The sequence below is a fragment of the Bacillus gaemokensis genome, from assembly GCF_001590835.1.
GTDB classification, from domain to species: Bacteria; Bacillota; Bacilli; order Bacillales; family Bacillaceae_G; genus Bacillus_A; species Bacillus_A gaemokensis.
In genome coordinates, this window is record NZ_LTAQ01000024.1 from 11,299 (window position 1) to 25,006 (window position 13,708).

Consider the following 13,708-nt stretch of genomic DNA (forward strand, 5'->3'; position numbering starts at 1 on the left):
AAGGTGCTCAAGGACCTCAAGGTGCTCAAGGACCTCAAGGTGCTCAAGGACCTCAAGGTGCTCAAGGACCTCAAGGTGCTCAAGGACCTCAAGGACCTCAAGGCGGCACGGGTGCCCAAGGACCTCAAGGTGCTCAAGGCGCCCAAGGCGCTCAAGGCGCTCAAGGTGCTCAAGGTGCTCGAGGGCCTCAAGGTGCTCGAGGGCCTCAAGGCGCACAAGGTGCTCGAGGGCCTCAAGGTGCTCAAGGACCTCAAGGTGCTCAAGGTGCTCAAGGTGCCCAAGGCGCTCAAGGTGCTCAAGGCGCTCAAGGCGCCCAAGGTGCCCAAGGTGCTCAAGGTGCTCAAGGTGCTCAAGGTGCTCAAGGTGCTCAAGGTGCTCGAGGGCCTCAAGGTGCTCGAGGGCCTCAAGGCGCTCAAGGTGCTCGAGGGCCTCAAGGTGCTCGAGGGCCTCAAGGCGCTCAAGGTGCTCAAGGCGCTCAAGGTGCTCAAGGTGGCACAGGCGCACAAGGATCTCAAGGTGCTCAAGGATCTCAAGGCGCACAAGGACCTCAAGGTGCTCAAGGACCTCAAGGTGCCCAAGGTGCTCAAGGTGGCACAGGCGCACAAGGACCTCAAGGTGCTCAAGGACCTCAAGGCGCTCAAGGTGCTCAAGGTGGCACAGGCGCACAAGGACCTCAAGGTGCTCAAGGCGCACAAGGTGCCCAAGGTGCTCAAGGTGCTCAAGGTGCCCAAGGCGCACAAGGTGCTCAAGGTGCCCAAGGTGGCACAGGCGCACAAGGACCTCAAGGTGCTCAAGGACCTCAAGGCGCTNCAAGGTGCTCAAGGTGCCCAAGGCGCACAAGGTGCTCAAGGTGCCCAAGGTGGCACAGGCGCACAAGGACCTCAAGGTGCTCAAGGACCTCAAGGCGCTCAAGGTGCTCAAGGTGGCACGGGTGCCCAAGGACCTCAAGGTGCTCAAGGTGCTCAAGGCGCACAAGGTGCTCAAGGTGGCACAGGCGCACAAGGTGCTCAAGGTGGCACAGGCGCACAAGGACCTCAAGGTGCTCAAGGCGCTCAAGGACCTCAAGGTGCTCAAGGACCTCAAGGTGCTCAAGGTGCCCGAGGTGGCACAGGCGCACAAGGACCTCAAGGTGCTCAAGGTGCCCAAGGCGCACAAGGACCTCAAGGTGCTCAAGGTGCCCAAGGCGCACAAGGTGCCCAAGGTGCTCAAGGTGCCCAAGGCGCACAAGGTGCTCAAGGTGCCCAAGGTGGCACAGGCGCACAAGGACCTCAAGGTGCTCAAGGACCTCAAGGCGCTAGGCGCTCAAGGACCTCAAGGTGCTCAAGGACCTCAAGGCGCTCAAGGACCTCAAGGTGCTCAAGGAAATACCGGAGCCACTGGACCTGGTTTCCCTATCGCAACAGCTGTCCTACTAAACTCAGACCCTCAAACTGTAGCTCAATTTGAAAACTTCCTATTTAGTACTGCATCTAATCTAAGAAATATCACTTTTAACGGCAGCGACACACTTACTATTCTTGAGGATGGTGTTTATGTAATAAGCTTCTCTATTTCCACAACAGCACCTGGATTCGCACCACTCGGAGTCAGTATTGCTCAAGACGGAACATCAACAGGTGACAATTTCTCTTGCGATGTAATAGGAAATTCCCTTGCCTTTACAACGATTGAAACATTACTAGCTGGTACAGACATTTCTATCCAATCTACTCTAGGGGAAATTTCAATCCCTGATACTGGTGATGTAAACATTCGACTTACTGTATTCAGAATAGCTTAACATTCTACCTTTTGATAAGCTCCTTCTTTCTATTCAAACCAAATAAAAAAAGAGCGAAACTCTCGCTCTTTTTTTGCTATGTACAATTCTTTACTACTCTAATTCGATTGAAACATTTTTTTGCGGAACAAATGTAGAAATAGCATGTTTATAAATAAGCTGTTGCTTACCTTCTGTTTCCAACAAGACTGTAAAGTTATCAAAACCTTTAATTAATCCACGAAGCTGGAAACCATTTAATAAGTACAGCGTCACAAACGTATTCTCTTTACGGAGTTGATTTAAAAATTGATCTTGAATATTGATTGATTGCTTCATGTCGAATCCTCCTCTTTTTCTCTACTTACTTATTATTCGACTTCAATTGGAGCTTTCCTTCTATGTATCGCAAAATTTCTGCCGTTTTTTCACCTTCCGTCACATCAAACCAAGAGACATCCATTTTATTACGGAACCAAGTTAATTGACGCTTTGCATAGCGGCGAGAATTTGTTTTCAATTGCAATACTGCTTCTTCTAATGAAATACGCTCTTCAAAATAATTATATAACTCTTTATATCCAATCGCTTGAATAGATTGACAATCTCGAATTCCATTTTCGTATAAAGCTTTTACTTCTTCCAATAAACCTTGTTTAACCATAAGGTCAACACGTAAGTTTATGCGATCATATAGCATCGCCCGATCCATTGTCAAGCCAATTAAAGAAACATCATATAACAAGTCATTTTCTTGCTTTTCAAGTTGATCACTCATTTTTTGTCCCGTCGTATGGAAAATTTCTAATGCCCGAATGACACGTCTTACATTATTGGCATGGATACGATTCGCACTTTCTGGATCCACTGCTCTTAATTTTTCATGCACATATTCCACGCCATATTCTACCGCTAATTGTTCCATCCGTTCTCGATATACAGAGTCTCCTGCTTCATCTGTGAATTGATAATCATATAAAACAGATTGTATATAAAGACCAGTACCACCAACGATAATTGGTAATTTCCCGCGTTCTGTAATTTCTCTAATATGCCCGCGAACAAGATTTTGAAATTCCGCCACAGAAAATGATTCTTCCGGATTTTTTATATCGATCATATAATGCGGAATCCCTTCCGTTTCTTCTACCGTCACCTTAGCAGTCCCGATATCCATCGTACGATAAACTTGCATCGAATCTCCACTAATAATTTCACCATTTAACGCTTTTGCAAGATCAATGCTTAGCTTTGTTTTCCCTACAGCAGTCGGTCCTATGATGACAGCAACTTTTTCACGTTGCGTTTCTCCCATATAATTCAACTCTCTTTATGTAATATTACCCATCTGATTATTATATCCAATCTTAACAATTTTAATAGGCATAATGCAAGTTCTTTCAATACAGTACATGAAATTATATATAAGGATAAAAAATAGACATAGTTTGTCCCTTCTTACATATATATGATAGAAAATAAGATCGGAGAGGATATTATGGAAATTGGACAAGCTACCATTAATTTTTCTACATTAACAAAAGAACTCATTTTAGCTTCAGCTATAAAGGAACAAAATTGCTCTCAAGAAGAATTATATTTCGCTTTAAACTGTTTACTTCGTTCCTTCCATTCAATAATAGACGCAAAAACATTAGATTCAGATACACTCCAGTATACACAAACTCAATTTTGCACCGCTTATAAGATTATTACAGGACGGACAGTATATCCTTTTTAACCAATTCAAAAACTGGCTTTCTAACTACAAATGCGGCTGTTAGGAAATTCCTAACAGCCACTTTTCATTGGGCATACATTACTTTATAATTTTCACTTTAACAGATTTACGTCCCCATTTGTCAGCAGCTGAATTAGAGCCAACTAGAACATCAATACGATTACCTTTAATTGCACCACCAGTATCACCAGCGATTGCTTCTCCATATCCTTCTACCCATACTTTTGATCCAAGTGGAATTACTTTCGGATCAACAGCAATCATCTTCATGTTCGGATTCGCTGTTAGGTCATGACCCATCGCAGTTAACACACGGCCACCATATGTGCCATTTTCGCTCGGATGAGCTGTATACGCTGTAGCTGCAACTGTTAACTCACGGCCACCAGAAGGCTCACTTGTTTCAGCGGCTTTTACGACAGGCTTAGCAGTTGGTTTTTCTTTCGCTACTGGTGCCTGAGCTTTAGCTGGTGCTTGAGCTTTAACTTGCGCTTCAGCTTTAGCTGGAACTGGCGTTTCTTGTTTTTCAATAACAGGTGCTGTATCTGTTAAAAAGGGAACATGAACGTAAGCCGTTTTCCCGTTATATTCAAATTGTAGCCATTCATTTTGCACTTGGTTCGTTGTTTCGATCATATCGTCTTGCTTAAGCTTTCCAAGAATCTCTGAGTTTGTGTTCGCCTCAGCACGTACGTTTAATACATTAGCTGTTACATAGTAGCTACTTTTTGTAAATTCAGAACTTACGAATACATCTTTACCATTTAATTTGATTTGCGACCATCCGTTTTGTGTATTTATAACATCTAATTTATGACCATTTAATACTTTCCCTACAACTTGTGATTCAGTAGTTGGGTTCTCGCGTACATTTAGTACCTCTGTTGTAACAACAGTCTCTGCTTTTGCAGAAGTTATGAAAATCCCAAGACCAAAAACCGCTGCCGTTGCTATACCAATTAATTTTTTCATGAATAGCCTCCATTCGCTTTGTTTTCGTGTTCTCATTATAGCAACAGTTTTTTTGTAAATTCGGGATATCACACAATTACAACCAATTCGTAACAAACCATTAATGCTTCGTAATATAAAGTAGAATATAAGAAAACTGTATTCCATGCGTATCTTTTAAGAATTTTAATAGATTTTACTCTTTTTAATACAAATATTTTTTGCAGTACGAATAATAACATTGCCGGAATATTACGAAAATTTACTGAAATGTTACGATTTTTAATTACAACGAAGAGTTTTACCTAACAAATTAGAGAAACATTCATATTTTGTTTCTGTCCATAAAAAAGACAACTACAGTTACTGGTAGCTGTCCTTTTCAAATTTTCATGCGACTTTCTTTTTCCATACACCCATCATAAGCGCTGATACGATGGAACCTATTAGTATAGAAAGAATATATAACCACGGTTTATTCACTAATAATATGACAAACAATCCACCATGTGGCGCTGGTAATGTAACTTCAAATAACATCGATAATGTACCGGCGAGACTCGAACCAACAACGCAGCTTACAATTACACGTATTGGATCTGCTGCCGCAAATGGTATTGCTCCTTCTGTAATGAATGATGCTCCCATGATATAGTTTGTCAAACCTGACTTACGCTCCGCTTCTGTAAATTTTGTTTTAAAGAATGTTGTTGCAAATGCAATTGCCAGTGGCGGTACCATCCCACCAGCCATAACTGCTGAATGCACCCCAAAATTCCCAGCCTCAATGGCAGCAATTCCAAATGTGAACGCCGCTTTATTAATGGGACCACCCATATCGATAGCCATCATCCCACCTAAAATTAGTCCTAACACTATAGCATTCGTACCACCTAAACTATTTAACCAACCCGTTAACGCTTCATTTAACGCAACTACAGGTGGATTTACGACTTTCATCATTAATATACCTGTAATTAACAATCCAAACACCGGATATAATAAAACTGGTTTAATTCCCTCTAACTGTGCTGGTAAGTTTTTAAATATTTTTTTCAAACCAAGAACAACGTAACCTGCTAAGAAACCCGCAATTAACCCACCTAAAAACCCTGCATTTGCCTGTGCAGCTAAGAATCCTCCCACAATACCAGGCATAAACCCTGGACGATCTGCGATAGAGCTCGCAATAAATCCAGCTAAAATCGGAACAAGGAATTTAAAGGCACCTGCACCACCAATTGACATGAGTGTTTCTGCAATCGGCCCTTTGGTATCGATTCCACCAAAGAAAAAGGCTAGCGCGATTAAAATCCCTCCGCCCACAACAAAAGGCAACATATTGCTGACACCGTTCATCAAATGTTTATAAATACCAAATCCGTTTTCCTTTTCTGCCTCCTCCGTTTTTCCACTGTCTTTTTTTCCTTTAAAAATCGGAGCCTCTTGATCTACAGCACGACGAATTAACTCCTCTGTTTTTCGAATACCATCCGCAACTGGCACTTGAATTACATGCTTCCCAGCGAAACGAGTCATTTCCACTTGTTTATCCGCCGCAACGATAATTGCCGTCGCACGTTCAATATCTTCGTTTGTTAATCCATTTTTCACACCAGTAGAACCATTCGTTTCTACTTTAATTGCAACTCCTAATTCTGCCGCTTTCGCTTTTAAGCTATCCGCAGCCATATATGTGTGAGCAATACCAGTTGGACATGCGGTTACCGCTAAGACATACGGTTCATCACCTTTAGGTTTTTCTACTTCACTTCGCTCCTCTTCTTGTTCATTTTCTTTTTCATCAAATAAACTAAGAAGCTCACCTTCCGTTTCTGCTTCCAACAGTTCTTTACGGAATCCTTCATCCATTAATAACGTAGATAGACGCGATAAAGTTTCTAAATGCGTATTATTTGCCCCTTCACTAGCAGCAATCATAAAAAATAAATGGGCTGGTTGTCCATCAAGCGACTCATAATTGATACCGCTTACACTTCGTCCGAAACAAATAGCAGGTTGTTTAACTGCTTTTGTTTTCGCATGCGGAATAGCAATCCCTTCTCCAATCCCAGTCGTGCTTTGCATTTCACGCTGCATAATAGCTTCTTTAAATTCTGATTGGCTATTCAATCTTCCTGCTTTGCCTAGTTTTTCTACTAATTCATCGATAACAGCTTCTTTAGCTGAAGCTGTCAAATCCATAATTATTGTGTCTCTTTTTAAAAGCTCTGTAATTTTCATATGCAGTTTTCCCCCTATCGCTTAGTAATTATCACTTGCGATAACAATTCCTCTACTTTATTTTTTGTACATAAATCAGCTGAAAAAGCTGTGGCACTTCCTGTTGCTACACCATAACGAAATGCCTTTATAACATCTTCTGTTCTCTCATATATTCCTACAAAACCTGCAACAAGAGAATCACCTGCTCCAACAGAATTAATTACTGTTCCTTTTGGTACAGTCGCTTCATATACACCTTCCTCTGTAAATAATAACGCTCCATCTCCCGCCATAGAAACAATTACATGTTGTACGCCTTGTTCAATCAAACTTTTCCCGTATGGAATAATTTCTTCTACCGTGGAAAGGTTTTTCCCAAACAACTCTCCAAGCTCATGATGATTTGGTTTTATTAAAAATGGTTTATTTTGAATCACATGCTCGAGTGCGCTTCCGCTCGCATCAACAACCACTTTAATATGGCGCCCTGCCCCATAAGCCGCAATTGTTTCATAAAATGTTTTCGGAACAGAAGCTGGAATACTACCAGCTAATACAAGACAATCACCTGGTTGCATACTTTCAAATCCATTCATCAACTTTCGAAATTGTTCATCTGTAATAATAGGCCCTTGTCCATTCAGCTCTGTCTCTTCCTGTCCTTTTATTTTCACATTAATACGCGAATCCCCATCTACATGAACAAAATTTGACTTTACACCTTCACTTTTCAAAATATCTTCAATAAATTCCCCTGTAAAACCTCCTGTAAAACCTAGAGCCGTATTATCAATCCCAAGGCGCTGAAGAACACGGGATACATTAATCCCTTTTCCACCAGGAAACTTCATATCTTTCTCCGCTCGATTGACAGTTCCTAATGTGAAATGATCCATTTGAACGACATAATCAATCGACGGATTTAAAGTAACTGTATAAATCATCGTTTATCTACCTCGATTACATTTGTTTTTCGCTTATATTCTTCTAACTCTTCTTCTAACATATTTGTAATGATCATCGCTTCTTCAAGACTTGCAATTTTCGCGAAAGCAACTTCTGAAAATTTACTTTCATCTATTAAAAAATAGCTTTCATTTGCTAATGTTAACGCCATTTTTTTCAATAATGCTTCTTCTGGATCTGGAGTTGTATATCCAAGCTGTTCATGTACACCATTGGCTCCTAAGAAGCACTTATCAAAACGATACTGCTGTATACTTTCTTGTGCCATTGCGCCGATTAATGCTTTTGTTCGACTCTTCATCATTCCGCCAAGTAAATAAGCTCGGATATTATGTTCAACTAGTGATTCAATATGCATAAGACCATTCGTGACGACTGTAACTTCTTTATCTGTTAAATGCGGGATCATTTCAAACGTTGTACTTCCCGCATCTAAGTAAATACAATCACCTTGTTCAACAAAAGATACAGCATACTTAGCAATTTGTTTTTTTGTTTGAATGTTTTTAGCTGATTTTTCAACCATCGTAGGCTCTTCACCTTTTCCAGTTAATACAGCAGCTCCACCATGTACCCTCTTTAATAAACGCTGTTTTTCTAATTGTGCTAAATCACGACGAATTGTTGATTCTGAACTCTGTGTTCGTTCGACAAATCGTTGTAATTTCACAACTTTTTGTTCTTTCAAAAGCTGTAAAATAAGCTGATGACGTTCAGGAGTTAACATATCATTCACCTCTTCTTTGATTACAGTATAATGAAATCGGATACAAAAATCAACCAAAAACAATCAAAAACATTCATAAAATACCAAAACCAATCGGAGAAATATAAAGAACCTTCTCGATACATATCGAGAAGGTTCTTTATATTTCTCTTTATCCTTTAAAGCGACGCTCTATAAATCGCTACTACATCTTCTTTATTTAACTTCTTAAAATGACCAAACTCACCATAAGCCATCGCTTTGTCAGCCATCAAATCAATCTTTTCTTCTCCAATTTCATACTCTGCTAAATGAGCAGGCGCTTCAATAGACGTCCAGAAGCGTCGTAATGCATCAATACCTTCTAATGCAACTTCTTTATCTGTTTTCTCTTTTGTCTCTACATCAAAAACACGTACTGCAAATTGTTTAAAGCGATCTACATTTTCATCTAGAACATGTTTCATCCAGTTTGGGAATAGAATCGCTAAACCACCACCATGTGGTATATCATACACAGCAGAAACGGCATGTTCAATATTATGCGTTGCCCAATCACCGCGTACACCCATTGCCAAAATACCGTTTAACGCCATCGTTCCACAATATAAAATCGTTTCTCGGTGCTCATAATTTTCTAAATCATTTAGAAGTTTCGGAGCTGTTTCAATGATTGTTTTTACAATAGATTCACAATAGCGGTCTTGTAATTTTGTATTTGTACCTTGATGGAAATATTGTTCCAATACATGCGACATAATATCAACCATACCATAAATCGTTTGATTTCGCGGTACAGAGACTGTATGTGCTGGATCTAAAATAGAAAACTGCGGGAACGTAACAGGACTACCCCATCCATACTTTTCATTCGTTTCCCAATTCGTAATAACAGACCCTGCATTCATCTCAGAACCTGTTGCCGCAAGGGTTAGAACTGTACCGAATGGTAGCGCTTCATTTGCAAATGCTTTCTTTGTCACAAGATCCCATACATCTCCGTCATATTTACTACCAGCGGCAATTGCTTTCGTACAATCAATTACACTTCCGCCACCAACTGCTAAAATAAATTCAACATCATTTTCTTTACAAATGTGAATTCCTTTATTTACAGTCGATAAGCGAGGGTTTGGTTCAACACCCGTTAATTCAAATATTTCTGTATTCATCTCTTTTAAAATAGAAATTACATTCTCGTATATACCATTTCGTTTAATACTTCCTCCACCGTATACGAGCAGAACTTTTTTACCAAACTGCGGGACTTCAGTTTTTAATTGTTCTAATTGACCTTTACCAAAAATAAGCTTTGTTGGATTACGAAATACAAAATTTTGCATAAACTCTTAACCACCCTTCCTTCTTAAAAGCAACTATACTTTTGTATACCATACTTTTTTCATTTTACAAAAATATTTGCTTCAATAAAAAAACTCAGCAAATGGCTGAGTTTTTTTATTAGTAATAAGGTGAAATCATTAAGTAAACAATAACCCCAGAAAGACTTACGTATAACCAAATCGGCATTGTCCAACGTACAATCTTGCGATGACGCGTTAATTGATTTGTAAAACCAAAAACAAGCGAGAATAACGCGAGTGGTACAATAATTGCCGCAAGGAAAATATGTGTAATTAGAATGATAAAGTATACATATTTAATCATTCCTTGTCCGCCAAAATGTGTTGCTGGTGCCAAGTAGTGATATGTTAAATAGGTTACACAAAACAGCAGTGTTGTTGTAAACGCTGCAAGAATAAAGCCTCGGTGCATCTTTACATTTCTTTTAATAATAGAGAACAAAGCTGCGAGTAAAAATACAAATGTAAAGCTATTAAAGATTGCATTTAACATCGGCAAAATTGTTACATCAAAATGCACTTCTCCTTTGTAGCCAACAGGTCCAAAAAACAAGAATAAAATAATCGCATTGACAATCACAGAAAGCGTTATCACAATAGGAGCATAGCTTTTCTGATTTGTTGAATGATCCACCAAATTGTTCACTCCCTCTTCTTCCACATATGTATAATTAACCTCACTATTTTAACATATTATTCACAGTGCAAATGTGACAATACTTTGACATAGCGAAATCAAACAAAGAAAAAATCCTTCTTAACCATACTTCTTAAGAAGGATTTTATCGCTTTATTATTTAAATAGCAATGTGATTAGTTTTTGTTAAAAAACATATCACTATATGCTTGGAAAATTTCAGATACTTGATATCCCATTAAAGAAATTGCTGTTAACGAAAAGAAACCAATCATAAGAAATCGAAACCACATATTAATCTCCTCCTTGTATTTAGCTTATAAAACATGCGCTATATAACAAGTCGGGTCACAAGCTTCTTCTTCCCCTTCTTTTTTCTTTACAATCGCCGTTATAAAACGAATCATAAAGAATAGAACAAAAGGAAATTTTTCATTGCTTATATGGGCATAACTTAACAAAGACTCCCGTTGCAAATCAGACGGGGATGAGAAGGAATAGAACATACCTTGTTCTTCCATATATACAATTACAATTTTCATACAAAATAATATCCCAAGAAATGAAACAATATCTTGCCAATCTGTCGTATATAAAAGATTATAAAGCTCTAACACGTACTCTTCCATCATCATCCCCTCTTCCTTTTTACCATTCTCCTCGCCTATTTATAAAAAGTCAAGGAAAAAGTTTTATATACACTATGACAATAGTGATTATACAATCTCCACTTGCACTTCTTGTTCTTGCAATACTTGTAAGGTTAATTCAAGCACCATTTTTTGTAGTAACTGATACCTTACCGATACATCATTTTGCTCATTAGAAAACTCTACTGTATATTCAATGTGCTGCACAACGTAGCCTTCCGCTAATAATTTTCCTTTTTTAAGCCTTACTAAACGCTCTTTTGCATTTAAAACTTCGTTAGCAAAAAATTTACTATCTGTCAAAATAATTTCTTGTGAAATCTCTTTAATTTCTACTACTTTTTCTTGAAATATCACTCTTTCTTCTAAACCAATTTCTGTTTTATACTTTCCTATTTCAACTGGCATTCTCGTCGTTATATAATTACTGATTTTTTTTTCCTTTCTTTGTGAAATCAAATTGTGTATAGGAATCCACGGGGATTGCTCTAATTGATTTTTTTCACTATGTTTTATAGAATTTCCGCTCGAAAATTCTATAAAAATCCTCTTTTCGAATAGCTTGGAAGAAATCAAGCGACAATATGGCTGTTCATTATAATGATGTACTGTAGTTAGCAACTTTGTATCTAATTCACGAAATGTTTCATTCATTTCGTTATGAAATGCAAATACTTCTTCATTAGTATTACTCGTAATAGGTGGGATTAAAAAATCAGTAACTTCAGCAACCGTAGAAAATGGTATTTTTACCCTAATAGAACGTACTACCCTTCCTACTTTTAATTCAGGAGGTGAATTATCTCTCCTCTCGTTCTCTAAAGTGACATTTCCCTTCCATTTACTCTCTTGCAATACCCTTACTTTTACCTCATTTTTTGAATTTATATTTTCCTTCCATTTACTCTTTTGCAATATCATTGCTTCTACCTTGTTCTTTGAATTTACATTTTTATCTAACTTACTTTCTTGTGATACCCTTGCTTTTACCTCATCCTCTGAATTTACATTTTTCTTACATTCACTCTTTTGCGGTACCCTTGCTTTTACCTCATCCTTTGAATTTACATTTTTCTTACATTCACTCTTTTGTGATACCCTTGCTTTCACCTCATCCTTTGAATTTACATTTTTCTTACATTCACTCTCTTGTGATACCCTTGCTTTTACCTTATTCTTTGAATTTACATTTTTTTTATATTCACTCTCTTGTGATAGCCTTGCTTTTCCCCCACTCTTTAGATTTACATTTTTATCTAACTCACTCTCTTGCGATAACCTTTCCTTTTCCTCGTTCTCTGAAGATACATTTTCCTCCAGTTTTCTCTCTTGAGATGAGCTATCTTCTATCTTGAATTTTCGAATCATTTTAGACTCAGAAAAAAATTCACCTTTATTACCCATCCACGGCTTATTCATCATCACTCACTTCCTAACTGATGAATTAAGAGACATATGTATTTTTTAAAACACATAACCGTTTCAACATTATATATGTTTTGTAATAAAAAAAGACATCATCTTTTAAATTTTTACTTGCTGTACTTGTAAGACTTTCAATGTAAGATCTAGTACGATATTTTCACGAAGTGTGCTACATGATTCGTTCATGTCTGTCAGACATGGTGAAAAATCAACCTCATAAAAATTAGCTCTAACTAATTCACAATACGGTTGTTTATTATAAAAAACTGCATTTCTAAAGAAATTTTTATCTAACCGCGATAAAGAACTATTCTTAGGGTTACTAAAGTGCGATGTAGTATCTGAAAAAGCTACCAATAGAGGGTACGTTATAAAATCACCTGCTGTCAAATCTAAAAATCTAGAAAACGGAATATTAACAATATGATTACACACTGATCCATTACACCGCTGAGTAGTATATTCAATATTTTTTCGAATATAGCCCTCTACAAATAATTTTGCTCTTATGACTCGACGATAGTTCGTACCCGGTACTGACATAAACGCTACAGGAACTAACTTACAATGTGTTAAAAATACAGTTTTTAACACACTTTTAATTTCGATCGCCAAAGGATCCAATGAAATATTTGCTTCTACAACAATTTGAATTATTCTTTCTGCTAGTACAACCGGGATTTTTACAGTTGGTGTTGTGGGTGAACTTTCCTTAATCTCTGAAAGGACACTAACTTCTTCCTCGTATTCTGAAGAAGGTTTTTTTACATCATACTCTGAAGAGGCACTAGCTTCTCCTTCGTATTCTGAAGAAGGTTTTTTTACATCATACTCTGAAGGAGGGCTATCTTCCACCTCCGGCGTCATTTTATGCTCAGAAAAAATTTTGTCTAGCATTTTATTGCCAATCCACGGTTTATTCATCATCACTCACTTCCTAACTGATGAATTGAAAGATATATGTATTTTCCAAATATACATAACTGCTTCAACATTATATATGTTTTATAACAATAAAAAAGACATCATTTTTCATATGAAAAATGATGTCTTTTTTTATTAAAATTCCACTTGTTGTGTTTGTAAAACTTTTAAAGTAAGATCTAATACAATTTTTTCACGAAGTGTATCAAATTCTTCATTTAAAGGTGTAGGCCATGGCGAAAAATCTAGTTCAAAGAAATCTGCACGAATTAATTCACAATACGGTTGCTCATTATAGAAAACAGTATTTTCAAAGAAATACTTATCTAAACGAGGTAGATCGCCGTTTTTCGGATTAA

12 protein-coding genes and 2 pseudogenes are annotated in these 13,708 nt (G+C 37.9%); 2 read left to right on the top strand and 12 right to left on the bottom strand.

Translation table 11 applies throughout. The features are described from left to right. Window positions 1-1,780, top strand: a pseudogene (locus tag AZF08_RS30835) (Gly-Xaa-Xaa repeat protein); the annotation flags it as partial. A 93-nt stretch (window positions 1,781-1,873) separates the two neighbouring features. Here the strand turns inward: AZF08_RS30835 and hfq are convergent. Together hfq and miaA are read right to left on the bottom strand one after the other, a co-directional pair. After that, a complete protein-coding gene (gene hfq / locus AZF08_RS18740; protein WP_000813896.1) occupies window positions 1,874-2,098 on the bottom strand; it encodes an RNA chaperone Hfq in 225 nt (74 codons plus the stop codon). A 25-nt stretch (window positions 2,099-2,123) separates the two neighbouring features. After that, window positions 2,124-3,074, bottom strand: coding sequence for a tRNA (adenosine(37)-N6)-dimethylallyltransferase MiaA (gene miaA, locus AZF08_RS18745; RefSeq protein ID WP_033678888.1), 951 nt, complete (start codon window positions 3,072-3,074; stop codon window positions 2,124-2,126). Between the two features lie 189 nt (window positions 3,075-3,263). Between miaA and AZF08_RS18750 the strand changes: the two genes are divergently transcribed. Further along, a complete protein-coding gene (locus tag AZF08_RS18750; protein WP_200875240.1) occupies window positions 3,264-3,500 on the top strand; it encodes a hypothetical protein in 237 nt (78 codons plus the stop codon). 78 nt (window positions 3,501-3,578) lie between these two features. Here AZF08_RS18750 and AZF08_RS18755 read toward each other — a convergent pair whose 3' ends face one another. The 10 genes and pseudogenes from AZF08_RS18755 to AZF08_RS18805 all read right to left on the bottom strand — a co-directional run. Further along, window positions 3,579-4,472 carry a cell wall-binding protein EntA gene (locus AZF08_RS18755; protein ID WP_033678890.1) on the bottom strand — a complete coding sequence of 298 codons (894 nt, stop codon included), beginning with the start codon at window positions 4,470-4,472 and terminating at the stop codon, window positions 3,579-3,581. A gap of 369 nt (window positions 4,473-4,841) precedes the next feature. Then, window positions 4,842-6,695, bottom strand: a complete 1,854-nt coding sequence (locus AZF08_RS18760) for a PTS fructose transporter subunit IIABC (RefSeq protein WP_033678891.1) — start codon at window positions 6,693-6,695, stop codon at window positions 4,842-4,844. Window positions 6,696-6,709: 14 nt separating this feature from the next. Next, on the bottom strand, window positions 6,710-7,621 hold the full coding sequence (gene pfkB / locus AZF08_RS18765) for a 1-phosphofructokinase (RefSeq protein WP_033678892.1): 912 nt from the start codon (window positions 7,619-7,621) through the stop codon (window positions 6,710-6,712). Next, a complete protein-coding gene (locus tag AZF08_RS18770; protein WP_033678893.1) occupies window positions 7,618-8,370 on the bottom strand; it encodes a DeoR/GlpR family DNA-binding transcription regulator in 753 nt (250 codons plus the stop codon). The genes pfkB and AZF08_RS18770 overlap by 4 nt, the downstream gene beginning before the upstream one ends. A gap of 158 nt (window positions 8,371-8,528) precedes the next feature. Next, on the bottom strand, window positions 8,529-9,692 hold the full coding sequence (locus tag AZF08_RS18775) for an iron-containing alcohol dehydrogenase (protein ID WP_033678894.1): 1,164 nt from the start codon (window positions 9,690-9,692) through the stop codon (window positions 8,529-8,531). Between the two features lie 118 nt (window positions 9,693-9,810). After that, window positions 9,811-10,350: a DUF420 domain-containing protein gene (locus AZF08_RS18780; protein ID WP_033678895.1), complete on the bottom strand. Its 540-nt coding sequence runs from the start codon at window positions 10,348-10,350 to the stop codon at window positions 9,811-9,813. 317 nt (window positions 10,351-10,667) lie between these two features. After that, window positions 10,668-10,979 (bottom strand): hypothetical protein, encoded by a 312-nt coding sequence (locus tag AZF08_RS18790; RefSeq protein ID WP_033678896.1) that lies wholly within the window; start codon window positions 10,977-10,979, stop codon window positions 10,668-10,670. A gap of 87 nt (window positions 10,980-11,066) precedes the next feature. Beyond that, window positions 11,067-12,422: a BC_2427 family protein gene (locus AZF08_RS31405; RefSeq protein ID WP_235604070.1), complete on the bottom strand. Its 1,356-nt coding sequence runs from the start codon at window positions 12,420-12,422 to the stop codon at window positions 11,067-11,069. A 102-nt stretch (window positions 12,423-12,524) separates the two neighbouring features. Continuing rightward, window positions 12,525-13,352, bottom strand: a complete 828-nt coding sequence (locus tag AZF08_RS18800) for a CsxC family protein (protein ID WP_033678897.1) — start codon at window positions 13,350-13,352, stop codon at window positions 12,525-12,527. Between the two features lie 132 nt (window positions 13,353-13,484). Further along, window positions 13,485-13,708: pseudogene (locus tag AZF08_RS18805) on the bottom strand (CsxC family protein); the annotation flags it as partial.